Raw genomic sequence first — 24,163 nt, 5'->3', positions numbered from 1 at the left:
GCCGGGCCTACTGATCCTGCGGCGGCGTCGACTGAGCGAGCCAGGCGTCGAGCTGCTCCTGCTCGCGCCGCAGCGCGTCGATGTTGATCAGCCCGCGCGCCATGGCGAGATAGATGGCGCGGGTGCGCGAATTGAAGACCGACGCTTCGCCGGCGCCGTCTTCCGGCGGCACGATGCCGAGCTTGTCGTAGACATGCTTGATGCGGCTTTGCGCGCCGCGGATCGACAGGCCGCGCCGCGCCGCGATCGCCCGGTCGGTCAGGCCGAGCGCAATGTCTATCAGGCTCTCATATTCGCCGTCGGTGATGCCCTCGAATCGGTCCTGGACGCGGTGCTGGATGCCGCGGATCTCGCGGTCGATGATGCAGTGCCCTTCGCGGAACACGCCGCGCAGCGCCGAACGCATGCCTTCTTCGGTCGCCGACTTCAGCACATAGCCATAGACGGACCCCGGCGGCACGATGCGCGCCACGCCCCGCACATAGGCCTCGTCGGCGAAATTCGACCAGAACAGGATATGCGTGCCGGCGCGCCGGCTCCAGATGGCGCGGGCCACCTCGATGCCGGTCGCCTTGGGCAGCTGCAGGTCGAGCACGACATGCGGCGGCTGCCGCTCGGCGGCGAGGCTGATGGCGTCCTCGCCGTCGCCGGCTTCGATCACCTCGACGTCGCCCGGCCACAATTGCTCGACGGTGCGCCGCGCGAAGGTGCGGTGCAGCCCGTCATTTTCCGCGATCATCACCAGCATCAGATTGCCTCCGCCACGGATTGGCCTGCCAGCGCTACGGTTCGTGTCGAGCCCTTGCCCATCGTCGGCTCGCGGTCGATCTCGATGACGACCCGCGTGCCGCCCTTGCGGCCGGCCGGCTCGAAACGCAGACGCGCCCCGACAAGCGCCGCTCGCGTATGCATGTGGCCGATGCCGCCCTGAGCGGCGGGGTCGACCGTGCCGCAGCCATGGCCGTCATCGCAGACGGTCACGCTGAAGGTGCCCGGCGTGGAGGCGAGCTGCACCTCGATGCGGCTCGGCCCGGCATGGCGCACCGCGTTGTTGATGGCTTCCTGCACGATCCGGTAGAGCGCCGTACGCAACGTTTCCGACAGGCTGTCGGCGCTGCCGTCGCTGGTGTCGGCGATGCGCACCGCGATCGGCGGCTTGGCCCGGGCGACGCTGCGGTTGAGATGCGCCTCGACGGCGTCGCGCAGGCCGAACAGTTCAAGCACGCTCGGCCGCATGTCGTCGACGATGTGGCGCAGCTCCGCCAGGCAGCCCGCCACCTCCTGCTCGAGATCGGCGAGCTGGGCCGTCCGCGCCACGCCCCGGCTGCGGAAGGCCGAGACCTGGCGCGCGATGCGGGCGAGGTCGGCGAGCGTCTGGTCGTGCAGGTCCATCGCCATGCGGCGGCGCTCGCGCTCCATGCCTTCGGTCAATTGCGAGGCGCCGACCCTCAGCAGTTCGGCGCGGTTGCGCGCCTCGCTCTCGGCGAGCATGGCGCGGCGCGCCTCCTCGGTCTGGATCAGCGCGAAGATGTAAGGGCCAATCAGGTCGGCGCATTGCTGGGCGATCTCGACGTCTTCTTGGGTGTAGCAGCCGGCTTCGTGCCGGCTGATGTTGAGCGCGCCGATGACGCTGCCGCGGGCCCTGAGCGGCACGATGATGCGGCTGCGCAGCTTGGCGGCGAAGATCGGCCCGTCGAAGGCTCCCTCGAAATGGAAGCGGTCGTCGATCAGCGCATTGCCGGATAGGAGATAAGGCGTCTCGCCCCGCAGGACGCGACGGATCGGGCTACCGTCGACCGGGTGCTGCGCCAGATCGCTCCAGCTGGTGTGGAAGCCGGCCTCGTAGCAGGCATGCATGCGTCCATCGAGCGACAGCACCGCCAGGTCGATATGGTCGTGCGGGATGAGCGTGCCGATTTCGATCGCCGTCGCCCGGAACGCCGAACCCGGATCGATATGCCCGGCCAGGGCCCGCGAGATCGCGAGCAGCCGGTCGATCAGCTGGGGAGATACCTCCGACATGTTTCCTCCCTGGATGATGCCGCGGAAAAACGCGCCATGCCGGGCCTCGCGGCGCAGCCTCCAATGCTTTTCCGCAGTCCTCCCTGGTTGCGAAATAGTGAGCGCTTGACGGTGCGCCTGTCAACGAGGGCTCACGTTGCGGCAGGGCGATCAACTTCAGGTGCGAAGATTGAAAACCCGCCGGCTCCTGGTCTAAGCATGCCTCCCGAAAGTGGGAACCGGTTTCGGGACAAAGACCTGCGTAAGATCAAAAACCTAAAGCGCATGGAGCGAATCTGAAAGATCGCGATGCGCATTAGGAACGGCGCCAGGAGATCAATGCATGGCAGTGACGCCGACCATTGCACAGGGCGCCCCGGGAATTCCCGCGCGCTGGACGTCAAGCGCCAAGAGCGGCATCGGCACCGCGCTTTCGGCGAAGAGCCCGCTCTGGTTCACCGTCAGCCACGGCATATTGAACGAGGTCTATTATCCGCGCCTCGACAGCGCCTGCACGCGCGACATGGAGCTGATCGTCACCGGACCCCACGGCTCCTTCTCGGAAGAGAAGCGCGATGCGGTGCGCACGATCGAGCCGTTCGAGGACGGCGTGCCGGCCTACCGCCTGGTCAACACGGCGGCCGATGGCTCGTACCGGGTAGAAAAGCGCATTGTTACGGACCCGACACGACCTGCCCTGCTGCAGGAAATCACCTTCGCGGCGCTTACGGGCCCGCCCGCGGACTATCGCGTTTACGCATTGCTTGCGCCGCATCTGGTCAATGCCGGCATGGGCAACACCGCCTGGGTCGGCGAGCACAAGGGACAGCGCATCCTTTTTGCGTCAGGCCGCGGCGTCTCGCTCGCGCTCGCCTCATCGCTGCCCTGGGGCGACTGCTCGGCCGGCTATGTCGGCTTCTCCGACGGCTGGCAGCAGCTTCGGGATGGCGGCGCGCTCGATCCGGCCTTTGAGCGCGCGGAGGACGGCAATGTGGCGCTGACCGGCGAGATCGGCTTCCCGGCAGGCAAGGGCATGGCCCTGCTCGCGCTCGGCTTCGGCGCCTGGCCTGAAGAGGCGGCGGAGATCGCGCTGGCCAGCCTGAAGGGCGGTTTCGAGGCGGCCGCCGAAACCTATGCCGTCAACTGGCGGAAATTCCAGGCCGGGCTGGAAAAGCTCGACCGGCATTCTGCTTCTGGCCTGAACACCTACCGCATCAGCACGGCGGTGCTCGCCTCGCATCTGTCGGTCGCCAAGCCCGGCGCCGCCGTCGCCAGTCTCTCGATCCCCTGGGGCTTCAACAAGGGCGACGACGATCTCGGCGGCTACCATCTGGTCTGGCCGCGCGATCTGGTCGAGACGGCGGGCGGCTTCCTCGCCGCCGGCGACGCCAGGCAGGCGCTGCAGATCCTCACCTATCTGCGCTCGATCCAGCAGCCGGACGGGCACTGGCCGCAAAACTGCTGGTCGAGCGGAACGCCTTACTGGCCCGGCATCCAGATGGACGAGTGCGCCTTTCCGCTGCTGCTCGCCGACGCGCTGCGCCGCGCCGGCCATCTGCCGCCCGCCAAACTTGGCGAGTTCTTGGCCATGATCGAGAGCGCGGCCTCCTATGTGGTGCGCAACGGCCCCGTCACCGGCGAGGACCGCTGGGAGGAGGACGCCGGCTACAGCCCGTTCACGCTGGCCGTCGAGATCGCGGCTCTTCTCGCCGCCGCCGACATGCTCGATGCCTGCGGCAAAAATGAGCCGGCAAACTATCTGCGCGAGACCGCCGATTGCTGGAACGGAGAGATCGAGCGCTGGACCTATGTCACCGGCACCGAACTCTGCGCCAGGGAAGGCGTCGATGGCTATTATATCCGCATCGCCCCATCCAACGATGCCGGCGCCGCTTCGCCCAAGGACGGTTTCGTGCCGATCAAGAACCGGCCGCCCGGCGACACCGACAAGCCAGCCGATGCCATCGTCAGCCCGGATGCGCTGGCGCTGGTCCGTTTCGGGCTCAGGGCCGCCGACGATCCGCGCATCCTGAACACCGTCAAGGTCATCGACGCCACGCTGCGCTGCGACCTGCCGCAGGGCCCGGTCTGGTACCGCTACAGTGGCGACGGCTATGGCGAGCATGACGACGGCTCACCCTTCGACGGCACCGGCCGGGGCCGGCCCTGGCCGCTGCTTGCCGGTGAGCGCGCGCATTACGAGTTGGCCGCCGGACGTCCCGGGAAAGCGGCGGAGCTGCTCGAAACATTCGAGCGCTCGGCCAGCGTCGGCGGCCTGCTGCCGGAGCAGGTCTGGGACAGGTCCGACATGCCGGAGCGCGAATTGCGGCTCGGCGCGCCCTCCGGCAGCGCCATGCCGCTGGTCTGGGCGCATGCCGAGCATATCAAGCTGTTGCGCTCGCTGCGCGATCGCAGGGTCTTCGACATCCCGCCCCAAGGCGTCGAACGCTATATCAAGCAAAAGACCGTCTCGCCCTTCCGCTCATGGCGCTTCAACAACAAGATCCGCTCCATTCCCGCCGGCAAGGTCCTGCGTGTGGAACTTGCGGCGCGCGGCGTTGTTCACTGGAGCAGCGACAAATGGCTGACGGTGCATGACGACAAGACGACCGAGAACGCCTTCGGCGTCCATCTGGTCGACTTGGCCGTAGCGGACCTGCCGCCGGGATCGACGATCGCCTTCACTTTTTTCTGGCCCGAAGCCAGCCGTTGGGAGAATGTCGACTTCACTCTCGATATCGGCGCATAAGACGGCCAGCAGAATCTTCTTTCCTCAAGCAATCGGGATGGCACCATGCAGATCGGAATGATGGGACTGGGCAGGATGGGCGCCAACATGGTGCGCCGCCTGATGCGCGACGGCCACGAATGCGTCGTCTACGACATCAATTCGGCAAGCGTCGCCGGCATGGTCAAGGACGGCGCCGTCGGCGCCGCCTCGCTGGAAGAGTTCGTCGCCAAGCTCGCCAAGCCGCGCTGCGCCTGGCTGATGCTGCCGGCCGCGATCACCGGCAGGATCGTCGACCAGGTGGCGGCGCTGATGGGGCCCGGCGACATCATCATCGACGGCGGCAATTCCTATTATCATGACGCCGTCGACCAGGCCGCGAAACTGGCGACCAAAGGCATCAGCTTCGTCGATGTCGGCACCAGCGGCGGCGTCTGGGGTCTCGAGCGCGGCTACTGCCTGATGATCGGCGGCCCCGATGAAGCCGTGCAGCACCTCGATACGGTCTTCGCCACGCTGGCGCCCGGCGCCGATGCCGGAACCAACCCCTCAAAAGACGCCGGAACCGCGGCCTTCGGCTATCTGCATTGCGGGCCGAGCGGCGCCGGCCATTTCGTCAAGATGGTGCACAACGGCATCGAGTACGGCGTCATGGCCGCCTATGCAGAAGGCATCAACATCCTGAAATCGGCCAACGCCGGCAAACGCGGCCGGACCGCGGACGCCGAGACCAGTCCGCTGGAAAACCCGCAATATTACCAGTTCGATATCGACCTCGCCCAGGTGGCCGAGGTTTGGCGGCATGGCAGCGTCATCGGTTCCTGGCTGCTCGACCTCACCGCCGGCGCGCTGAAGAACGACCCCGCGCTCACGCAGTTCGGCGGCCGGGTGTCGGACTCGGGCGAAGGCCGCTGGACGCTGAAGGCGGCGATCGACACCGGCGTTCCGGCGCCCGTACTCTCCTCGGCGCTGTTCGACCGCTTCTCATCGCAAGGCGAATCCGCCTTCGCCGACAAGCTTCTGTCCGCCATGCGCTATGCCTTCGGAGGGCATGTCGAGAAGCCGAAGACCGGCGCCTGAGGAGAGAGACAGGATGAGCCAGGAGAGGTCCGACACGCTGGTGCTTTTCGGGGCGACCGGCGACCTTGCGCACAAGAAGATATTTCCGGCGCTCTACCACATGGTCGCCAAGGGGACGCTCGCCGAGCCGGTGATCGGGGTCGCCTTCGACCCTTGGGAGCTGGCCAAACTGGTGGACCGTGCCCGCGACGGCATCGTCAATGCGCTGGGCGCCGTCGACGACAAGGTGTTCGCCAAGCTCGCCTCGCTGCTGCGCTATGTCAGCGGCGATTATCGCGATCCCGCCACCTTCGAGAGGCTGAAGACGGCGCTCGGCCCGGCGCAGCGGCCGCTGCATTACATGGCCGTGCCCCCGACCATGTTCGAAACCGTCGTGCAGGGACTGGAACAATCCGGCACCGCGCGCGGCGCGCGGCTGATGGTCGAGAAACCCTTCGGCCACGATCTGCAGTCGGCGCGCTGGCTGAACCGCGTGCTGCATCTGGTGTTCGACGAACAGTCGATCTTCCGCATCGACCATTATCTCGGCAAGGAAGCGATCCAGAACCTGCTCTATTTCCGCTTCGCCAATGCCTTTCTCGAGCCGATCTGGAACCGCAACTTCGTCGAGAGCGTGCAGATCACCATGGCCGAGGATTTCGGCATCGACGGCCGCGGCAAATTCTATGACGACGTCGGCTGCATCCGCGACGTCATCGAGAACCATCTGCTCAATATCCTTCTGCTTCTGGCCATGGAGCCGCCGGTCGGCCGCTCGGCCGACGACCTGATCGACGAGAAGGTGCAGGTGCTGCGCGCGATCCGCACGCTGACCAGGGACGATGTCGTGCGCGGCCAGTTCGACGGCTATCTGGCGGAGCCTGGCGTGCGGCCGAACTCTCCGGTCGAAACCTTCGCCGCGGTCCGCTTCTTCGTCGACACCTGGCGCTGGCGGGACGTGCCGTTCTTCATCCGCGCCGGCAAGAACATGCCGGTGCACGCCACCGAAGTGATCGTGCGGCTGAAGCGGCCGCCGCTCGACGTTTTCGACCCGATCAAGCCGGGCGACGCCAACTACGTCCGTTTCCGCATCGACCCGCAGGTGGCGATCTCGATCGGCGCCCAGCGCAAGGTGGCCGGCGACGACATGATCGGCGAGCAGGTGGAACTGACCGCGCTCGACGACACCAAGGGCGACATGCCGCCCTACGAGCGGCTGATCGGCGACGCCATGAACGGCAACGGCCAGCTGTTCACCCGCCAGGACGCGGCCGAACTCGCGTGGCGCATTGTCGGACCGGTGCTCGGCGACACCACGCCGCCGCAGATCTATGCGCCGAAGACCTGGGGACCGGCCGATGCCATGAACGGCTTCGGCCCGCCCAACGGCTGGATCAATCCGACCAGGTAGCATGGGAGGAACGGAATGGCGAAAGCGGCAAAACCGGCTGCGGCGACCGGCGAACCGGTCGTGCTCACCATCGACGTCGGCGGCTCGCATGTTAAGATCCTCACCAGCGCCGGCGGCGACATGCGCCGCGCCGAGTCCGGGCCGGGCCTGACACCGCAGCAGATGGTCGCTTCGGTGAAGAAACTGGCCGAGGGTCTGGACTACGACGTGATCTCGATGGGCTATCCGGGCCCGGTCAGGGACAACAAGCCTTCGCTCGATCCCTTCAATCTCGGCAAGGGCTGGAACGGCTACGATTTCGGCGCCGCCTTCGGCAAGCCCGTCAAGGTCGTCAACGATGCGCTGTTGCAGGCGATCGGCAGCTATGAAGGTGGCCGCATGCTGTTCCTAGGCCTGGGCACCGGCCTGGGCGCCGCCATGATCCTCGACCACGTCGGGCAGCCGATGGAGCTTGCCCACCTTCCCTACAAGAAAGGCTGCACCTTCGAGGATTATGTCGGCGAGCGCGGCCTGGAAAAGCACGGCAAGAAGAAATGGCGCAAATACGTTTTCGATGTCGTAAACAGGCTTCGCGCCGCCTTGCAGCCGGACTATGTGGTTATCGGCGGCGGCAATGTCGACAAGCTCGATGAATTGCCGGAAAAGTCCAGGCGCGGCGACAACACACGCGCCTTCGAAGGCGGATTTCGACTGTGGCGCGACAAGGCGCTGGTCGTCTGATATTTTTACTTTCCAGTATACTTGTTCAAAATAGCGTGTGATTGCGCCGCTTATCGTTGCGCCGAGCAGATTTGCCGACTAGGAATTCGCCGGCCTGCCGCCGCCATGCGCCCTCCCGGCGTGTGAAGGAACGGCAGTGCTCTGATTTGCATCCCGATTTGCGGCCGTGAGGAGGAATTGACGTGGACGAGGATACCAATACAGCCAGGGAAGAAGTCGACCTGCTCGAGCTCACCGCTCACATCGTGTCGGCCTATGTCGCCAAGAACCGGCTGCCCGCTTCGGACCTGGGCGGGCTCATCGCCAGCGTCGCCTCCTCGATCGGCGGGCTGAACCAGCCGCCGGCCCCGGCGGCACCCCCGCCCGTTCCCGCCGTCAACCCCCGCCGCTCGGTGACGCCGGACTACATCATCTGCCTCGAGGACGGGAAGAAGTTCAAATCGCTGAAGCGCCATATCGGCGTGCATTTCGGACTGACCCCGGAGGCCTACCGGACCAAATGGGGCCTGCCGGCGGACTATCCGATGGTCGCGCCCAACTATGCGGCCTCGCGCTCCGAGCTCGCCAAGTCGATCGGCCTCGGCCGCAAGGCGGAAGCGGCGCCGGTGAAGCCCGCCAGGGCAAGACGGGCCAAGGCGACGGCCTGAGCCGATCCGGCTGCACCAACGATTTCAGGAAGCCTGCCGGGCGAAAGCGCCTTGGCAGGCTTCCTGCTTTTGTGGCTTGGATGACGGCAGAAGCAGGCTGGTGGGGATAAGGCCATGAACTACGCCAGGATGGTGATCGAGAAGGAGGCGCCGGAGGAGTATGGCTACGACCGCATCCGCTACAACCTTTCCGAAAGCTCGATAGCCGACCGGAAACTCTCCGACATCGGCCTTTCGCTGCCCGACCTCACCTTGTTCTACGGCGAGCATCGCGGCGAAAAAGAGCTGCGCGCACTGATCGCCGCGCAGGACGGAGGACTCTCCGCCGACGACGTTCTGGTGACCGCGGGCGCTGCCGGCGCGCTGTTCATCATCGCCACCTCGCTGCTTTCGGCCGATGACCATCTCGTCGTCCTGCGGCCGAACTATGCCACCAACATCGAGACGCCCAAGGCGATCGGCTGCGCCATCTCCTATGTCGATCTCGATTTCGACAACGGCTTTGCGATCGACATCGAGCGCGTCGCGGCGGCGGTGCGGCCAAGCACCAGGCTGATCAGCGTCACCTGCCCGCACAACCCGACCGGCACGATGATGGCCCGCGCCGATCTCGACGCGCTGATCGCGCTTGCCGAGAGCCGGCGCTGCCGGCTCCTGGTCGACGAGACTTATCGCGACCTTTCCTATGACGAAAAGCTGCCTTCGGCGGCATCGCTGAGTGCCGCCGCCATCAGCGTCTCCTCTCTGTCCAAGGCTTTCGGCATTCCAGGCATCCGCATCGGCTGGCTGGTCACCAGGGACAAGGAACTGCAGGAGACATTCCTCGCCGCCAAGGAGCAGATCGGCATCTGCGGCAGCGTCATCGACGAGGCGGTCGCCCGCTCCATGCTCGAGCGCCGCGACGTCTTCCTCAAGTCGCTGCTGCCGGAGATGACGAAGCGTCGCGACATCGTGCAAGCCTGGATTGACGGCGAACCGCTGGTCGACTGGGTACGGCCGCAAGGCGGCGTCGTCGGCTTCCCGCGGCTGGACGTCGATGCCGGCTTCGACCTCGACCGCTTCTACGCCAGGCTCCTGGAAGAGCACGGCACCTATGTCGGCCCCGGCCACTGGTTCGAGATGCCGAAGCGCTTCTTCCGCGTCGGCTTCGGCTGGCCGAAAGAGGCTGAATTGCGCGGCGGGCTGGAGGCCATCTCGGCCGCGCTGAGAGGCTGAGCCTCTTCCATTGCGAACAATGATTTCCGCATTTCCTTCATCCCGCGCGGATTTTTTGCGCGCATGGCAGGACGAACTGGGCTAAGGGTTTGCCGCCGGACCAGCGCCCACCGTGGAAGTGCCCCGCCGGCCGATGTCACAACGGGGCCTTTGAATCATGACCGCCGAAGCAGTTTCACCTGAACAGCGCTACGCCGCTTTCCGGCACCGGCCGTACCTCAGCTACTGGACGGCGCGCTTCCTCACCACTTTCGCCACCCAGATCGTCTCCGTCGCCGTCGGCTGGCAGATCTACGACCTGACGCGCAACCCTTTCGATCTCGGCATCGTCGGCATCGTCCAGTTCCTGCCTTCGTTGCTGCTGGTGCTCATCACCGGCGTCGTCGCCGACCGCTTCGGCCGCCGCCTGATCATGACATTGTCGTCGCTTGTCGAGGCCGGCTGCGCGCTCACCCTGTTGTTGCTGACGCTGCGCGGCCCTGGCAGTCCGGTGCCGATCTTCGTCGTGCTCGCCATGTTCGGTATCGCCCGCGCCTTCTACGGGCCGGCATCGTCCTCGCTGGTCGCCAATCTTGTGCCGCCGCAGGATTTCGCCAACGCGATCGCCTGGAACTCGTCCGCCTGGCAGATGGCGACCATCGTCGGCCCGGTTGCCGGCGGCCTGCTCTACGGCCTTTCGGCGGAAGCCGCCTACGCCACCGCAGCCATCCTGATGCTTGTCGCGGCGCTGCTCGTCTTCACCATCCCCAAGCCTGCCCAGCAGACGGCCACCGACAAGCCGACGATGCAGACGCTGTTTGCCGGCTTCGGCTATATCTGGAGCGAGAAGATCGTGCTCGGCGCCATCTCGCTCGACCTCTTCGCCGTGCTTCTGTCGGGCGCCTCGGCGCTGCTGCCGGTCTATGCGCGCGACATTCTGGAACTCGGGCCCTGGGGTCTCGGCCTGCTGCGCTCGGCGCCCGGCATCGGCGCTATCGCCGTGGCGGTCTGGCTCGCCGGCCACCCGATCCGCGACCACGCCGGCAAGATCATGCTGGGCTTCGTCGGTCTGTTCGGCGCCTTCACCGTTCTGTTCGGCGTCTCGACCCTCACCTGGCTGTCGATCGCGGCGCTCGCCATGCTCGGCGCCACCGACATGTTCAGCGTCTATATCCGCGAGACGCTGATCCAGCTCTGGACGCCCGACGAGGTGCGCGGCCGCGTCAACGCCGTCAACCAGGTCTTCGTCGGCGCCTCCAACGAGGTCGGCGAATTCCGCGCCGGCACCATGGCGGCGCTGATCGGCACCGTGCCGGCGGTGGTGCTCGGCGGCATCGGCGCCATCGCCGTGGCCGGCCTCTGGGCCTGGCTGTTCCCGGCGCTGCGACAGGTACGGCATCTCGACAGTCGGAACTGATTGGGCGCCAGCCTTGCGCCGACAACGGCTGAGATGAGCCGTCGCAGACCTGCAGCTGTCGGCATTTAGAGCAATTCCGGGAAAAGTGTGAGCGATTTCCCGTCTGGAATTGCGTCAAAACAAGGAGATAGTGCGTTTCGCCGTTTCCGTGAAACGGTGAGACGCACTAGACATAGCGGACGTTCAATCTACGCAATTGGGCTAAAGCGGACACCAGCGCCATCTAGCAAAGCGTTGCCCTCCGTAAGGACGCCTTAGAGTCCGCCCACTCCGTGCTATAATTGGACTATCGACGCCGACCTATGGCCGACCGTCATTTCAGCATGCCCAAGGACGTATGTGCCGCACATGGGCTCAAGCCACCCGCCCACACATCCGTTGCGAATTGACCCGGGAGGAGGGATCAGCATGTCAGAACGTCTCAACATAGGCCCGCTGCAACTTGGCGAAATGGCGCCCAATGTCGTGCTCGACGCGATTACCCGCGAGGGCAAGATCGCCATCGACGATTTCCGAGGCGAGAAACCGGTGCTGGTTGGGCTGTATCGAGGTCTCCATTGTCCTTTTTGCAGGCGCCATATCGCCATGCTTTCGCAACTCACCCCGGCCCTCAACGAGAAGGGTATCGAAAACCTGACAGTGGTCAACACGCCCATCGACCGGGCCCGCCTCTATCTGCGGTACCATCCGATGCTCGGCCTGCTCGCGGCCTCCGATCCGGAGCGGACCTCACACCGCGCCTTTGGCTTGCCGAATATGCAGATCACTGAAGAGGAGAGCGCATGGCCGCAAAAGGTTTCGATGAGCGAAGTGAAGTCGATGCGGGTCGACTTGCCGGGCGAGATGCCGGAACCGATGGACCCGTTTGCGGCGCTCGAATATCTGAACAAGAAGGACGGCTACGATATCACCGAAGCGGATCAACAGATGATGGCCACCGGCGTTGGGCAGCTCGTCGGTCAGTTCTTGCTGGACCGTGATGGCGTCGTTCGCTGGACTTCCAACGAGATACTCGATGGTGGCCTATTCGGCGCCCCAAACACTCAGGAGCTGATGTCGGCGGCATCACAAATCGGAAGGTAAGGTGGGGCTAGGCGCAGGACTATGCGAAGTTGTCCAGCCACCCAAAGCAATTGGGTTTTGCTCTAACCCACCGCCGGCCTGCCAAAAATCAGCCCCAGAAACTCGCCCAACCAGCGCTTGAGGTGCATGTCCCAGATCAGCCGGCCGCCGAGGTGGTCGCGGCCTGGCTGCGCACCGGGCAATTCGAAGCGATGCGCGCCGCGCACAACCCAGCGCTGCATCATCACCCGGGTCAGTTCGCCATGGAACTGGATGCCCCAGGCATTGTCGCCATAGCGGAAGGCCTGGTTGGGATAGGTCTCCGCCGTCGCCAGCAGCGTCGCCTCCTTGGGCAGCGAAAAGCCCTCGCGGTGGAACTGGTAGACCATCTCCGGCCAGTGCAGCAGCTTCTTGCCGGCCTCGGTCGCCTTCAGCGGATACCAGCCGATCTCGACCAGCCCTTCGTCATGGCCGTCGACCTTGCCGCCGAGATGGTTGGCAAGCATCTGCGCGCCGAGGCAGATGCCGAGGAAGGGCCGGTTCTCCCTGAGCGGGATTTCGAGCCAGTCGGTCTCGCGCCGGACGAACTCATCCCCGTCATTGGCGCTCATCGGCCCGCCGAAGATGACCGCCCCGGCATGGCCGTCCAGCGTGCCCGGCAATTCGTCGCCAAGCGGCGGCCGGCGGATGTCGAGATCGAAGCCTTCTTCCAGAAGCATGTGGCCGACCCGGCCGGGGCTCGAAGTCTCCTGATGCAGCACGATCAGGATCTTTGGTCTCGGCCGCGGTCCGGGTGGCATGGGCAGGCGAAATCCTATTCGTCGCTCGAGGTTCCGCGCGCGCCGGGCGCTTCGGCCGCCGCCTTGCGGCGCGCCTCGATCCGGTCCTGGCGCTCGACGCCGATCAGTTCGGCGACGCGCCAGACGGTGTTGTCTTCCAGCTCGTGCAACTCGCCGTCGGCATAGACGACCTCCCACATCAGGCCAATGAAGGCCTTGCGCGCCTCGGCATCGAGATGGCGCTTGAGCACGCTGGTGAAGGCATAGAGGTCGATCGCCTCGTTGTCGGCGCGCTCGCCGGCGGCCGCCAATGCGTCGAGCTCGTCGCCGCTGATCGAATAGGTCTCGGCGAGGATCTCCTTGAACCGCTCCCACTCGACATCCTGGCGCACGCCGTCGGCGTTCATCACATGGTAGAGCAGCGCCGAGGCCGCGACGCGCGGATCGTCGGCGTTCGGCTTGGCCCCGCCGCCGGCTGGCAAATCCCTCAAGAACGACAGCACACGTTCGAACATCTAAACCATTCCCTGTCCGCCAGACCCGGGCCTCAGAACAAACGAAACCGGCGCGGCGTTTTTTCCGCCTCGTCTTCCGGCGTCACCCCGGGATCATCCGGCAAGCGCGGCGGCTCCGGCGCCTGCTCGCCCGCAATGTCGTCGGCAGCGGCGACGGCCCCGTCCTTCTGTTCCCCGTTCGCAGCCGCGGCGGCCGGCTTCTCGGCTGTGCCGTCAGGCGCGATATCGATCGTCTTGTCTTCATCCGGGGCAGCGGGCGCGGCGGCGGGGATGGCGGGAATGGCGGCGTCGATCTCGCTGTCGATCAGCTGCCCCAGCCGCTCCATCGGCGCGCGCCAGGTGAAGGCGTCCAGCTTGCCGGTGATCGGCGACACCGGCGCCCAGCGCTCGGAGACGACGCCGTCGGCGACCCATGCCGGATCGCGCGGCGCGCGCACGGCCTTCGACAAAAGCTGCCGCACCTTGCCCTGGTCGCCGGTTTCGGCCTCCTCGATGTCGGCCAGCAACAGATAGGCGCCCTCGCGACGGTCCATGCGGATCGCGGCTTCCGCCTCGCGCCTGGCGGTGGCGAAATCCTGCGCGTCGAGCGCGGCGCGCGCCACTACAAGCGACGATTCGGCGTGGTTCTTCTTCATCTCCTGCAGCTTCTTCGCCCGGTTGAGGCGGTCGAGCACGGCATCGCCCGGCCTCGCATGGGTGTAGAGCTCGGCGAGGTCCGGATGCGGCTCGGCCCGCCAGGCCGTCTCCAGGATCTTGGACCCCTTGCGCACATCGTTTTGCCGGAAAAGCATATTGGCCGCGATCACCGCGGCCGGCGCGAAATCGGGCGCCAGCTTGTTGGCTTCCAGCGCCGCGGTCCGGGCGGCATTCGGATCGCTGTCGACCAGCGCCTGCGCCTTGGCCGTGAGCAGCACGGCGCGGCGGCGGTTGGCGGCGTCGCGCTCGATCTGCCGGGTCGATTTCTGCGCCTCGACCAGCTTCAGGGCGCCGTCCCAGTCGCCACGCTCGGTCAGTTCCTCCAGCGTCGATTCCGCCGCCCAGGCGAGCTGCGGCGCCACCGCCGCGGCACGCCCGGCATAATGGCGCGCGGCGTTGCGGTCGCCCAGCCGCTCGGCTTCGAGATAGAGACCGCGCAGGCCGAGCAGCCGCATCTCCGGATCGTCGAGCATGCGCTCGAACTTTTCCCGCGCGCCTTCATGGTCGCCTTCGAGCAGCGAGGCCTGCGCGTCGAGCAGGTTGATCAGCGGCTCCTGGTCGGAGCTGATCAGCTTGGCAGCCTCCTTGGTCTTCTTGCGCGCCAACGCGCCGTCGCCGGCGCCGGCGGCGATCATGCCGGTCGACAGCGCCTGGTAGCCGCGGTCGCGGCGGCGCACCCTGAAATAGCGCGAGATCGTATAAGGGCTGTTCCACAGCGACTTGATCAGCCACCACGCGATCATCACCGCGGCGACCACGGCGACGATCGCCACCGCCGCCACCATCAGCGTGACCTGGTACTGGTAGCCGTTGAACGTGACGAGCATCTCGCCCGGACGGTCGGCCAGCCAGGCGAAGCCCAGCCCCAGCGCGAAGACGACGGCAAGGAAGATGAGGATGCGGATCATCGGATGGTCCTCACGCCTTCGTCGCGCCGGCAATCAGCGCTTCGATCTGCTTTTCGACCTCGAGCCGCGCCTTCAGTTTGCCGGCAAAATCGGCGCCGGCCGCTTTCGCCGCGTCGGGCAACGTGTCGTATTCGCCGAGCGCCTTGGCATAGTCGCCCTGGTTGACCGCCACCTCCATGCGCGCCACCGTTTCGGGCGCGCCCTTGCCTTCGACGGCGCCGACCGGCCGCACCTTGACCAGCGATTCGGCGCTCGACACCAGGCTCTGGAAGAAGCCGGCATTCTGGTCGACCGGCGTCGCCGCCTCGACCATGGCATTGGCAGCGGCATCGGCTTCCGAGGCGATCGTGGCGCGGGTCGGCACGCCTTTTTCCGCATAGCCGCGCAGAACGCCAAGCTCGGGCGCGTCCGGCGCGATCGCGGCGAACGTATCGAGCTCGGTCGCAAAGGGCGCGCCGCGATCGAGCGCCGCCTTCAGCGCCGAAGCGGCAATCGCCAGCGCGATCTTCGGCTGCGAGGCCTGCGCCTCGACCTTGCCGGAGAGCTGCTGCACCGACTGTTCCAGCGCCGCGATCCGGCCGTCTTCGGCCTTCGCCGCGTCGCCGGCCGATTTCACCAGCGCGTCGAGCCCGGCGAGCTTCTCGTTGAGCGGTCCGAGATCGACGGGAGCGGCGCTGCCGGCCTTCTGCAGGTCGGCGACTGCCGTCTCTATCTGGCCGAGCTTGTCGTTGAGCGCCTTGAGCGCGGTGCCGTCGCCCCTTTGCCCGGCCGACGATTTCAGCGCCGCGATATCCGACTTCACCTGGTCGAGCGCCGAGGACAGGCCGTCGACCTTGGCCGAGCCGCCGGCATCGCCCGCCTCCTTCAGCGCCGCGATCTCGCCCTTAAGCGAAGCGATCTCGCCATTGACGCCGTCGAGCGACCGTCCGCCCGAGGCCGGAGAGCCGAGCAGGCCGACCGCCTGCAGGAGACCGGCGCCGGCAAGGGCGATCACGCCGCCGATGACGCCGGCGGCAATCATGTTGACCCCAGAGCGCCTGGCGGCCGGCGAGCCGCGATCGTCGCTCCGGGTCTCGCCCGGTTTCGGCGCGGCGGCGGCAGAACTGGTCTTGGCCGCCGACGCATCCTCGAAATTGTAGCCGAAGCTCTTTGGCTCGCTTTTCGCAGCCTCTTCACCGCCCGGATACGGCGCTTCAGCCTCGTCCTTGATCTTGGCCTCGGGTCCATCGACCCCGGCCTGCGCCGCATCGGCGTGTTCCCACGGCTCGATGTCAGCCTGCTCCGCATGGATCGGTTCCTCCGGAGCTTCCGGCTGCGAGGCGTCGGCCGCTTCCTCCGCCTTCGCCTCGTCGGTCTGTTGCGGGTTGGCCTCGTCCTTGGCGGCATCCTCATCGGCGATTCGCGAGACGGCGCCGGGCTCGAGCTCGATCGTCACCGGCTCGCGGCGGCTCCTCGAATGTCGCGTCTTCGGCGTCTTGACCATGCTTGGGCTCCGCGAACTGGCTTGTGGATGGTTCGAAGGGTCTAGGGGATGCTCTAGCACATCACCAAGCGGTGAAAAGGGGCGGTGTGATGACGTGGCTCAGCGCGGCAGCGACAAAAGCGCCAGCAGCCCGTCCTCGTCGGGTTGCGAGGCAATGCGGACCTTTTGCCGGCCGACCCCGTCCAATGCCTTGGCGACACGCGCCGAAAGGGTTAAAAACTCCGTCCTTTCAAAGAGATGCCGCAGCGTTGGGCGCATAATCAGCCTAATCGTCGCAGCGGCCGCCTTGGCTGAATAGAGCAGCACCGCCTCGACCGGCACGCCCGACAATCGGGCAATGACGTCGGCATCGCTGTACTCCAGTTCGACGGTGTCGTAAGTCTCGACAGGCCGAACGCGCATCCCCGCCGCCGCAAGCCGTTCCTCGAACACTGGAAAGCGCACACGGCCGCAAAGATAGATCATATCCTTGCCTGCGAGCCTGTCGGCTATCGCACCGGCCAGCGCCTCGGCGTCGCCGGGGCCTTCGGAGACGGACGTAAATCCAGCCGTTCGGCAGGCTTCGGCGGTCCTTTTCCCGACCGCGTGGCAAGGCAAGGCGGCAAGCGCCGCGACCAGTTTCGCCGGCGCGAGACGAACCGCGTTGGCGCTGGTGACGGCGACCGCTGCGGCGGGAAAGACGCTGGCCTCGACCGGCAGCGCCGCCGTTTCGGTCAGCGGCAGCAGGATGGGCTGAAATCCCTGGGCTTCAAGCCTTCGGGCCGTACGCGAGGCGCCCGGCTCCGGCCTCGTCACCAGGACGCGGATCATGTCAGGCCCAACCCTCGAAGAATTTGGCGCCGGCCTTGGCGCGCACCGTCCGTGCAGCCTCTGCGCCAATTTTCGCCGCGTCCCGAGCCGGGCCGTCCAGCCGGACCTCATGCGACTCGGTGCCGTCGGGCGAGATGATCAGCCCGGCGAAAGCCAGTTTTTCGCCCGATATGGTCGCGTGGCCGGCGATCGGCATGCGGCAGGAGCCGTCGAGCGCGGCGAGGAAGGCGCGCTCGCAGGCCAATGCCTGACCGGTCGGCACATCGTGGATGGCCGCCAGCATTTTTGCCACCGGGCCGTCGCCGATGCGGCTTTCGATGCCGATCGCGCCCTGGCCAGGCGCCGGCGGGAAAACATCCAGCGGCATCAAATCGGTGATGACGCTCTCGAGCCCGAGCCGCTTCAGCCCGGCACAGGCGAGGATGGTGCCCTCGGCGACGCCTTCGTCCAGCTTGCGCAGTCTCGTCTGCACATTGCCGCGGAACATCACCACGTCGAGGTCCGGCCGCATCCGGCGGATCAGCGCCTGGCGCCGCAGCGACGAAGACCCGATCGTCGCGCCGTGCGGCAGATCGGCGATCCGCTTCACCGCCTTGCCGATGAAGGCGTCGCGCGCGTCCTCGCGCGGCAGGAAGGTGGCGAGCTCCAGCCCTGCGGGCAGCACCGTCGGCATGTCCTTCGACGAATGCACCGCGATGTCGATGCGGCCATCGAGCAGGGCTTCCTCGATTTCCTTGGTGAACAGGCCCTTGCCGCCGGCTTCCGAAAGCGGCCTGTCCTGGATGCGGTCGCCGCTGGTCGAGATCGGCACCACCTCGAAAGCCTGCTCGGGAAGGCCGTGCGCCTTCATCAGCCGCGCCCGCGTCTCATGCGCCTGGGCCAGCGCCAGCGGGCTGCCGCGTGTTCCGATTTTCAAGGTTGTTTGCATGGCGCGCGGTCCGTGATACCCCAGGCGGCTTTGAGGTCTGCCGAGATTCAGGTCAGGCCGCGCCGACATTGGTGGGTTTCGAGAGCCGAGCGCAGCGTACTTTTGGTACGTGAGCAGCGGAAGCGCAGAAACCGCCTTTTGCAGGCCGGCATCACCTGAATACCGACTGACCTCCTATATAGGAAAGGCCTGAGACACAATCTTCGAGGACAGCGACGAATTGATCCGCGTTCTGGGCATTGAGACGAGCTGCGACGAGACGGCGGCCAGCGTGGTGGCGCTGGACGGCGGCTCCGCGCCCGAAATCCTGTCCAACATCGTGCTGAGCCAGATCGAGGAACACGCGGCCTTCGGCGGCGTCGTGCCCGAGATCGCCGCGCGCGCCCATGTCGAGGCGCTGGACGGCATCGTCGCGGCAGCACTGACCGATTCGGCGGTTTCGCTGGACGAGGTCGATGCGATTGCCGCGACCGCCGGGCCCGGCCTTGTCGGCGGACTGATCGTCGGGCTGATGACCGCCAAGGCGATCGCCGCCGCCGCCAACAAGCCGTTGATTGCCATCAATCACCTCGAAGGCCATGCGCTGACCGCCAGGCTGACCGATGGGCTGGATTTCCCTTATCTGCTTTTGCTGGTCTCAGGCGGCCACACCCAGATCGTCGCGGTGCGCGGCGTCGGCGACTACCAGCGCTGGGCGACGACCATCGACGACGCGCTGGGCGAGGCCTTCGACAAGACGGCCAAGATGCTCGGCCTGCCCTATCCGGGCGGACCGAATGTCGAGAAGGCGGCGGTAAGCGGCGATGCGAGCCGCTTTGCCTTTCCGCGTCCGATGAAAGGTGCCGCGCAGCCGGATTTCTCCTTCTCCGGCCTGAAGACCGCCGTGCGCCAGGCGGCGACGGCGATCGCGCCGCTCAGCGACCAGGATGTCGCCGACATCTGCGCCTCCTTCCAGGCGGCGGTGGCCGATGCGCTGGGCGACCGTGTCGCCCGCGCGCTCGCCCGTTTCCATAAGGAATTTCCCGACAAGGCGAACCCCGCGCTGGTCGTCGCCGGCGGTGTCGCCGCCAACCGGACGATCAAGGCGACGCTCGAAGCCCTGTGCTCCGAAGCCGGCTTTGCATTCGTGGCGCCGCCGCAGAAGCTCTGCACCGACAATGCCGCGATGATCGCCTGGGCCGGCATCGAGCGGCTGCGCGCCGGGATCGTCGGCGAGAATGCCGCCGACTTCGTGCCGCGCTCGCGCTGGCCGCTGGACAGCATTTCGGCTCCTTTGGTCGGCTCCGGCCGGCGCGGTGCCAAGGCATGACCGAGAGCGGCGAAAGAAGACCTGCGAGCGGATGGCGCGTTGCGGTGCTCGGCGGCGGCGCCTGGGGCACGGCACTGGCGCTGGCCATGCTGCGCGCCGGCCATTTCGTGCGCCTCTATGCGCGCGATGCCGAAACCGTCGCCGCGATCGATCGTGGCGAAAACCCACGCTATCTGCCCGGCATCGCGATCGAGCCGGGCATCGTCGCCACCAGCGATGTCGCCGCGGCGCTCGACGGTGCGAATTGCGTGCTGGCGGTGACGCCGGCGCAATCGCTGCGCGCGGTGCTGGCCACGGCCGGCGGCCATGTGCCGAACGGCGTGCCGCTGGTCCTCTGCGCCAAGGGCATCGAGCGCGATACCGGCGCGCTGCTGTCGGCGATCGTGGAGGAAAACCTGCCGGGCAATCCTGTCGCGGCACTTTCCGGTCCGAGTTTTGCCAGCGATGTGGCGCGCGGCCTGCCGACGGCCGTCGTGGTTGCCGCCCGGGACGGGCAACTGGCGGCGGAGCTCGCCGCCCGCTTTTCGGCCGAGAACCTGCGCTGCTATTCCAGCGACGACCTGATCGGCGTCGAGATCGGCGGCGCGCTGAAGAACGTCTTCGCCATCGCAGCCGGCGCCGTCACCGGCGCCCGGCTCGGCGCCAGCGCCCAGGCCGCCATGGTGACGCGCGGCTTCGTCGAACTGCGCCGCATCGGCGCGGCCTTCGGCGCCAGGCCGGAGACGCTGATGGGGCTTTCCGGCCTCGGCGACTTGCTGCTCACCTGTTCCTCGGCGCAGTCGCGCAACTTCGCCTATGGCCTGGCGCTGGGCCAGGGCAAGCCGCTCGCCGGCCTGCCGCTCGCCGAAGGTGTGCCGACGGCCGGCATTGCCGCCCGCATCGCCGCCGAGCGCCAAATCGAGGCGCCGATCATTTCGGCCGTCGCCGCCATCCTGGATCGCAAGGTGACCATCGGCCAGGCGGTGACCACGCTGATGACGCGGCCGCTCAAAACCGAAACCGACATCTGAAGCATCGGAGTTTTAGACATGCTGTTCGCGTTGATTTGCAAGGACAAGCCCGGCAGCCTGCAGCTGCGTGTCGACACGCGGCCGGCGCATGCGGCGTTCCTGGAAGGCCTGATCAGCGAGGGGAAACTTGCCTTTGCCGGCCCGTTTCTCGACAAAGACGGCAAGCCCGACGGCAGCCTGGTGATGATCGAAGCGCCTGACATGGCCGGCGCGCAAGCTCTGGCGGCCGCCGACCCCTATGCCAAGGCCGGCCTGTTCGAGAGCGTCGAAATCCGAGCGTGGAACTGGGTCTTCCAGAAGCCCGCGGCCGAATGAGGTTCGTTTGCGCTGCCCTCATCCGCCTGCCCGTCCTCCGCAGCAGCTGCGCTGCAGCTGCGGAGGGTGGACCGGCATCTTCTCTCCGTAAGAACGGGGAGAAGGGAGAAGCTCCAACGCTGGCGACCCCCTCTCCCCGTCCTCACGGGGAGAGGGTAGGGTGAGGGGCAGCGCCAGCGCTGAATAATGACTCACCGACAACGGCAACAGGACAACTGAGATGAACTACTGGCTGTTCAAGTCCGAACCCTCGGTCTTTTCCTTCGAGGCGCTGAAGGCGAAAGGCAAGGCCGGCACGCAGTGGGACGGTGTGCGCAACTACGCCGCACGCAACAACATGAAGGCGATGCAGATCGGCGATCTCGGCTTCTTCTATCACTCCAACGAGGGCCTCGACATCGTCGGCATCGCCGAGGTCTGCGCGCTCGCCCATCCCGACACCACCACCGACGATCCGCGCTGGGAATGCGTCGATATCCGTGCTTTCGAAGACGTGCCGAAGCCGGTGACGCTGGAACAGGTCAAGGCCAATCCGAAGCTGGCCGACATGGCGCTGGTCCGGCTTGGCCGGCTTTCCGTGCAGCCGGTGACGCCGGCAGAGTGGAAAGAGGTCTGCCGCATGGCCGATCTCAGCCCGGCGCCGTGACCCGGCTCTCGCCCAAAAGCGCAAAGACTTTCATCCTCGATAACACGGCGCTGATGGCGCCGCCGCATGTGCCGGAAGTGCTGCTGCACCTGGCCGACGATGCGCATGATTTGTGGCTGCGCACCGAGGTGGAGCTGGCCGAGATCGGCCTGCCGCCGCCCTTCTGGGCCTTCGCCTGGGCCGGCGGCCAGGGCCTCGCCCGCTATCTGCTCGACCATCCGGCGATGGTGCGGGGAAAAAGCGTGCTCGATTTCGCTTCCGGCTCCGGCATGGTCGCGATCGCCGCCTTGAAGGCCGGCGCGGCGCAAGTGATCGCCGCCGATATCGACCCTTTTTGCCAAACGGTGATCACGCTCAACCTGGAAGCCAATGGCGTGAAGGCCGATTTCCTGGATGCCGACTGCATCGGTACGGATGACGGCTGGGACGTCGTGCTCGCCGGCGACGTCTTCTACGACAAGCCGCTGGCGGACAGGCTGGCGCCGTGGTTCAGCAGCCTGAAAGCGCGCGGCGCCGAGATCCTCGTCGGCGATCCCGGCCGAGCCTACCTGCCGAAGAAGGGGCTGCGATCGCTCGCCGTCTACCAGGTGCCGGTGACGCGAGTGCTGGAGGATGCCGAGGTCAAGCGCACGACCGTCTGGCGGTGGGATCCCGCTCTCCCCGCTTGACGCCGCCGGCGAACAGGGATTCCATCGGCTGCCATTCGGGAGGGTACTCATGGATTTCTCAACGGTGAACTGGCTGGCGGTGATCGTCGCCGCCGTCGTGGCGTGGCTGTTCGGTGCTGTCTGGTATACGGGCTTGAGCAAGCCTTGGCTCAGAGCGGCAAAGCTCGACCCGGCAACCATGAAGCGCTCTGTCGCTCCGTTCATCATCAGCTTCATCGCGGAGCTGATCATGGCGCTGGTCATGACGCTGGTGGTCGGCGCGATCACCGGCGGCGAGCCCAATCCGCTCGCTGGTGTGATCTTCGGTTTCGTTCTCTGGCTGGGCTTCGTCGCCACCACGCTTTCGGTCAACCACCGCTATGAAGGTTTCGGCTGGGACCTGACGCTGATCGACGCCGGCCATTGGCTGGGCGTGCTCATCATCATCGGCGTGGTGATCGGCTGGTTCGGCGCGCCGGCGGCTCCTGCGGGCTAAAGTGACGTCAGAAAGTGCGAAGCGATCCGCAGCATCGCTACTCCGCCCCTTCGTCCTTCGCCACCTCATCGAGCAGCCAATCGCGGAAGGCAATGATCCGCGCGTCATCCTTCATCGCTTCCGGATAGACCAGGAAGTAGGCGAACTCCGGCGCGACCTTGATGCCGAGCTCGAAGGGCCGGATCAGCCTGCCCTCGGACAGATCCTTGGCGACCATGGCGAAATCGGCAAGCGCGACGGCAATGCCGTCGAGTGCCGCCTGGACGACATCTGTCGAGGTGTCGAACACGATGGTCCGGCTGTCGTCGAAATCATCGACGCCGGCCGCCGCCATCCACATGCGCCAGTTCGGCCATGTGATACCCTGACGGGCCCATTCGATATGGGCGAGCGTGTGACGGAAAAGGTCGCGCGGCTCCTTTAGCGGCGGTCCGGCCCGCAGCAGAGCCGGACTGCAAACGGGAATGATGACGTTCTCGAACAGCCGGTCAGCGCATAGTCCCGGATATTTGCCGGCGCCGAAACGGATCCCGACATCGACATCGTCACGTTCGAACTCGCGCAGCTTGGAGGTGATGTCGAAGCGGAGCTCGATCCCCGGCCGCTGCCTACGGAAATCGTCGACGCGCCGCATCAGCCATTTTGTGGCGAACTGCGCGTCGAGCGTGATCTTGAGCAGCGCCGTGCCCCTGCTCATCTTGCGCGCGCGGCTGACGGCACGGCCAAGCAGGTCGAGCGCATCGACCGAGGCCTCGTGAAGCACATTGCCCGCTTCGGTCAGCCGGATGGTGCGGCTGGTGCGCGTGAACAGCACCAGGTCGAGCTGATCCTCGATTTCCTTGATCTGATGACTGACCGCCGCCGGCGTCAGGCCGAGCTCATCGGCGGCGCGGGTGAAATTGAGATGCCTGGCCGCCGCCTCGAAAGTCCTCAACGCGCGCGTTCCGGGCAGCAGGCGGGACATCCGATCTCCAAATAAAACTTTATGATCGAACAAGAACTACTCGTTTCTCGTTTATTTTTCAATCCGGCATGATGGCGTCATCGAAACACTATCAAACCGGATTTGACGTCCGGAGAACACGGGTGAAGCCATGACCGAGATCGTTCTCAAGCCCAAGACCGCCTTGAACCCCCGCTCCGGTGTAGCCCTTTGGCTGCGCGCCACGATCGACTGGCTGCGCCAGGCTCGAGTCGCCGTCCGGCTTCCCCACGATGCGGTCGAGGATCTCTCCGACCGCCAGCTGCGCGACATCGGCGGCGAGCGCCGGGACGTCTCAAAGGCGATGGACCGCGAGCTTGGCCGGATCGGGTTGCTGGATACGGGCTGGCAGCAGCCGCGTCGATAAGGGACCAAGGCAATAGGGCAGTAGGGAAAGGCA

General features: G+C 66.2%; 24 protein-coding genes. 15 read left to right on the top strand and 9 right to left on the bottom strand.

What is annotated here, in order from left to right:
* Positions 1-7: 7 nt before the first annotated feature.
* On the bottom strand, positions 8-748 hold the full coding sequence (locus tag EN874_RS21795) for a response regulator transcription factor (RefSeq protein WP_127427216.1): 741 nt from the start codon (positions 746-748) through the stop codon (positions 8-10).
* Positions 748-2,022 carry a histidine kinase gene (locus EN874_RS21790; protein ID WP_127427215.1) on the bottom strand — a complete coding sequence of 425 codons (1,275 nt, stop codon included), beginning with the start codon at positions 2,020-2,022 and terminating at the stop codon, positions 748-750. Before EN874_RS21790 ends, EN874_RS21795 begins: the two co-directional genes overlap by 1 nt.
* 322 nt (positions 2,023-2,344) lie before the next feature.
* On the opposite strand from EN874_RS21790, the gene EN874_RS21785 reads away from it, so the two are divergent.
* From EN874_RS21785 to EN874_RS21750, 8 genes are all read left to right on the top strand, one after another.
* Positions 2,345-4,750: a glucan 1,4-alpha-glucosidase gene (locus tag EN874_RS21785; protein WP_127427214.1), complete on the top strand. Its 2,406-nt coding sequence runs from the start codon at positions 2,345-2,347 to the stop codon at positions 4,748-4,750.
* A gap of 45 nt (positions 4,751-4,795) precedes the next feature.
* The gene (gene gnd / locus EN874_RS21780; protein WP_127427213.1) at positions 4,796-5,809 is read left to right on the top strand and encodes a phosphogluconate dehydrogenase (NAD(+)-dependent, decarboxylating); all 1,014 of its coding nucleotides are present in this window, start codon (positions 4,796-4,798) and stop codon (positions 5,807-5,809) included.
* Between the two features lie 13 nt (positions 5,810-5,822).
* Positions 5,823-7,199, top strand: coding sequence for a glucose-6-phosphate dehydrogenase (zwf, locus tag EN874_RS21775; protein ID WP_126086936.1), 1,377 nt, complete (start codon positions 5,823-5,825; stop codon positions 7,197-7,199).
* Positions 7,200-7,214: 15 nt separating this feature from the next.
* Entirely contained in the window at positions 7,215-7,919 is a 705-nt protein-coding gene (locus EN874_RS21770; RefSeq protein WP_127427212.1) for an ROK family protein, read from the top strand.
* 182 nt (positions 7,920-8,101) lie between these two features.
* Entirely contained in the window at positions 8,102-8,566 is a 465-nt protein-coding gene (locus EN874_RS21765; RefSeq protein ID WP_127427211.1) for a MucR family transcriptional regulator, read from the top strand.
* Positions 8,567-8,680: 114 nt separating this feature from the next.
* Positions 8,681-9,781, top strand: a complete 1,101-nt coding sequence (locus EN874_RS21760) for a pyridoxal phosphate-dependent aminotransferase (protein WP_127427210.1) — start codon at positions 8,681-8,683, stop codon at positions 9,779-9,781.
* A gap of 157 nt (positions 9,782-9,938) precedes the next feature.
* Positions 9,939-11,177, top strand: coding sequence for an MFS transporter (locus tag EN874_RS21755; RefSeq protein WP_127427209.1), 1,239 nt, complete (start codon positions 9,939-9,941; stop codon positions 11,175-11,177).
* A 408-nt stretch (positions 11,178-11,585) separates the two neighbouring features.
* Positions 11,586-12,260, top strand: a complete 675-nt coding sequence (locus EN874_RS21750; protein ID WP_127427208.1) for a peroxiredoxin-like family protein — start codon at positions 11,586-11,588, stop codon at positions 12,258-12,260.
* Between the two features lie 62 nt (positions 12,261-12,322).
* Here EN874_RS21750 and EN874_RS21745 read toward each other — a convergent pair whose 3' ends face one another.
* The 6 genes from EN874_RS21745 to hemC all read right to left on the bottom strand — a co-directional run bounded on the left by EN874_RS21745 (position 12,323) and on the right by hemC (position 18,358).
* A complete protein-coding gene (locus EN874_RS21745) occupies positions 12,323-13,039 on the bottom strand; it encodes a glutamine amidotransferase (protein WP_127427207.1) in 717 nt (238 codons plus the stop codon).
* A 14-nt stretch (positions 13,040-13,053) separates the two neighbouring features.
* A complete protein-coding gene (locus EN874_RS21740) occupies positions 13,054-13,533 on the bottom strand; it encodes a TerB family tellurite resistance protein (RefSeq protein WP_127427206.1) in 480 nt (159 codons plus the stop codon).
* Positions 13,534-13,565: 32 nt separating this feature from the next.
* Positions 13,566-15,137: a heme biosynthesis protein HemY gene (locus EN874_RS21735; RefSeq protein WP_127427205.1), complete on the bottom strand. Its 1,572-nt coding sequence runs from the start codon at positions 15,135-15,137 to the stop codon at positions 13,566-13,568.
* 10 nt (positions 15,138-15,147) lie between these two features.
* Positions 15,148-16,620, bottom strand: coding sequence for a COG4223 family protein (locus EN874_RS21730; protein WP_127427204.1), 1,473 nt, complete (start codon positions 16,618-16,620; stop codon positions 15,148-15,150).
* 99 nt (positions 16,621-16,719) lie between these two features.
* Positions 16,720-17,430 carry a uroporphyrinogen-III synthase gene (locus EN874_RS21725; RefSeq protein WP_127427203.1) on the bottom strand — a complete coding sequence of 237 codons (711 nt, stop codon included), beginning with the start codon at positions 17,428-17,430 and terminating at the stop codon, positions 16,720-16,722.
* A 1-nt stretch (position 17,431) separates the two neighbouring features.
* A complete protein-coding gene (hemC, locus tag EN874_RS21720; RefSeq protein WP_127427202.1) occupies positions 17,432-18,358 on the bottom strand; it encodes a hydroxymethylbilane synthase in 927 nt (308 codons plus the stop codon).
* Between the two features lie 223 nt (positions 18,359-18,581).
* Here hemC and tsaD point away from each other — a divergent pair, with 223 nt between their 5' ends.
* From tsaD to EN874_RS21690, 6 genes are all read left to right on the top strand, one after another.
* Entirely contained in the window at positions 18,582-19,667 is a 1,086-nt protein-coding gene (tsaD, locus tag EN874_RS21715) for a tRNA (adenosine(37)-N6)-threonylcarbamoyltransferase complex transferase subunit TsaD (RefSeq protein WP_189394128.1), read from the top strand.
* The gene (locus tag EN874_RS21710) at positions 19,664-20,677 is read left to right on the top strand and encodes an NAD(P)H-dependent glycerol-3-phosphate dehydrogenase (protein WP_127427200.1); all 1,014 of its coding nucleotides are present in this window, start codon (positions 19,664-19,666) and stop codon (positions 20,675-20,677) included. The genes tsaD and EN874_RS21710 overlap by 4 nt, the downstream gene beginning before the upstream one ends.
* 18 nt (positions 20,678-20,695) lie before the next feature.
* The gene (locus EN874_RS21705; protein WP_127427199.1) at positions 20,696-20,992 is read left to right on the top strand and encodes a YciI-like protein; all 297 of its coding nucleotides are present in this window, start codon (positions 20,696-20,698) and stop codon (positions 20,990-20,992) included.
* Positions 20,993-21,212: 220 nt separating this feature from the next.
* A complete protein-coding gene (locus EN874_RS21700) occupies positions 21,213-21,638 on the top strand; it encodes an EVE domain-containing protein (RefSeq protein ID WP_127427198.1) in 426 nt (141 codons plus the stop codon).
* A complete protein-coding gene (locus EN874_RS21695) occupies positions 21,635-22,306 on the top strand; it encodes a methyltransferase (RefSeq protein WP_127427197.1) in 672 nt (223 codons plus the stop codon). The genes EN874_RS21700 and EN874_RS21695 overlap by 4 nt, the downstream gene beginning before the upstream one ends.
* Before the next feature lie 49 nt (positions 22,307-22,355).
* Positions 22,356-22,781 (top strand): DUF1761 domain-containing protein, encoded by a 426-nt coding sequence (locus EN874_RS21690; RefSeq protein ID WP_127427196.1) that lies wholly within the window; start codon positions 22,356-22,358, stop codon positions 22,779-22,781.
* 37 nt (positions 22,782-22,818) lie between these two features.
* Here EN874_RS21690 and gcvA read toward each other — a convergent pair whose 3' ends face one another.
* Entirely contained in the window at positions 22,819-23,745 is a 927-nt protein-coding gene (gcvA, locus tag EN874_RS21685) for a transcriptional regulator GcvA (RefSeq protein ID WP_127427195.1), read from the bottom strand.
* Positions 23,746-23,875: 130 nt separating this feature from the next.
* Here gcvA and EN874_RS21680 point away from each other — a divergent pair, with 130 nt between their 5' ends.
* Positions 23,876-24,130: a hypothetical protein gene (locus tag EN874_RS21680; protein ID WP_127427194.1), complete on the top strand. Its 255-nt coding sequence runs from the start codon at positions 23,876-23,878 to the stop codon at positions 24,128-24,130.
* Positions 24,131-24,163 lie beyond the last annotated feature (33 nt).

This window comes from Mesorhizobium sp. M1D.F.Ca.ET.231.01.1.1 (assembly GCF_003999155.2).
Lineage (GTDB): Bacteria > Pseudomonadota > Alphaproteobacteria > Rhizobiales > Rhizobiaceae > Mesorhizobium.
Note: the sequence above shows the minus strand (reverse complement) of the source record. Positions and strands in the feature narration are given on the sequence as shown.

What these genes read in the sequence shown, in the direction of transcription:
- EN874_RS21690 (WP_127427196.1), top strand. Translation starts at nt 22,356, where the DNA reads ATGGATTTCTCAACGGTGAACTGGCTGGCGGTGATCGTCGCCGCCGTC.
- EN874_RS21755 (WP_127427209.1), top strand. Translation starts at nt 9,939, where the DNA reads ATGACCGCCGAAGCAGTTTCACCTGAACAGCGCTACGCCGCTTTCCGG.
- zwf (WP_126086936.1), top strand. Translation starts at nt 5,823, where the DNA reads ATGAGCCAGGAGAGGTCCGACACGCTGGTGCTTTTCGGGGCGACCGGC.
- EN874_RS21730 (WP_127427204.1), bottom strand. Translation starts at nt 16,620, where the DNA reads ATGGTCAAGACGCCGAAGACGCGACATTCGAGGAGCCGCCGCGAGCCG.
- EN874_RS21750 (WP_127427208.1), top strand. Translation starts at nt 11,586, where the DNA reads ATGTCAGAACGTCTCAACATAGGCCCGCTGCAACTTGGCGAAATGGCG.
- EN874_RS21680 (WP_127427194.1), top strand. Translation starts at nt 23,876, where the DNA reads ATGACCGAGATCGTTCTCAAGCCCAAGACCGCCTTGAACCCCCGCTCC.
- EN874_RS21770 (WP_127427212.1), top strand. Translation starts at nt 7,215, where the DNA reads ATGGCGAAAGCGGCAAAACCGGCTGCGGCGACCGGCGAACCGGTCGTG.
- hemC (WP_127427202.1), bottom strand. Translation starts at nt 18,358, where the DNA reads ATGCAAACAACCTTGAAAATCGGAACACGCGGCAGCCCGCTGGCGCTG.
- EN874_RS21745 (WP_127427207.1), bottom strand. Translation starts at nt 13,039, where the DNA reads ATGCCACCCGGACCGCGGCCGAGACCAAAGATCCTGATCGTGCTGCAT.
- EN874_RS21760 (WP_127427210.1), top strand. Translation starts at nt 8,681, where the DNA reads ATGAACTACGCCAGGATGGTGATCGAGAAGGAGGCGCCGGAGGAGTAT.
- gnd (WP_127427213.1), top strand. Translation starts at nt 4,796, where the DNA reads ATGCAGATCGGAATGATGGGACTGGGCAGGATGGGCGCCAACATGGTG.
- EN874_RS21795 (WP_127427216.1), bottom strand. Translation starts at nt 748, where the DNA reads ATGCTGGTGATGATCGCGGAAAATGACGGGCTGCACCGCACCTTCGCG.
- EN874_RS21700 (WP_127427198.1), top strand. Translation starts at nt 21,213, where the DNA reads ATGAACTACTGGCTGTTCAAGTCCGAACCCTCGGTCTTTTCCTTCGAG.
- EN874_RS21790 (WP_127427215.1), bottom strand. Translation starts at nt 2,022, where the DNA reads ATGTCGGAGGTATCTCCCCAGCTGATCGACCGGCTGCTCGCGATCTCG.
- EN874_RS21740 (WP_127427206.1), bottom strand. Translation starts at nt 13,533, where the DNA reads ATGTTCGAACGTGTGCTGTCGTTCTTGAGGGATTTGCCAGCCGGCGGC.
- EN874_RS21705 (WP_127427199.1), top strand. Translation starts at nt 20,696, where the DNA reads ATGCTGTTCGCGTTGATTTGCAAGGACAAGCCCGGCAGCCTGCAGCTG.
- gcvA (WP_127427195.1), bottom strand. Translation starts at nt 23,745, where the DNA reads ATGTCCCGCCTGCTGCCCGGAACGCGCGCGTTGAGGACTTTCGAGGCG.
- EN874_RS21735 (WP_127427205.1), bottom strand. Translation starts at nt 15,137, where the DNA reads ATGATCCGCATCCTCATCTTCCTTGCCGTCGTCTTCGCGCTGGGGCTG.
- EN874_RS21785 (WP_127427214.1), top strand. Translation starts at nt 2,345, where the DNA reads ATGGCAGTGACGCCGACCATTGCACAGGGCGCCCCGGGAATTCCCGCG.
- EN874_RS21710 (WP_127427200.1), top strand. Translation starts at nt 19,664, where the DNA reads ATGACCGAGAGCGGCGAAAGAAGACCTGCGAGCGGATGGCGCGTTGCG.
- EN874_RS21725 (WP_127427203.1), bottom strand. Translation starts at nt 17,430, where the DNA reads ATGATCCGCGTCCTGGTGACGAGGCCGGAGCCGGGCGCCTCGCGTACG.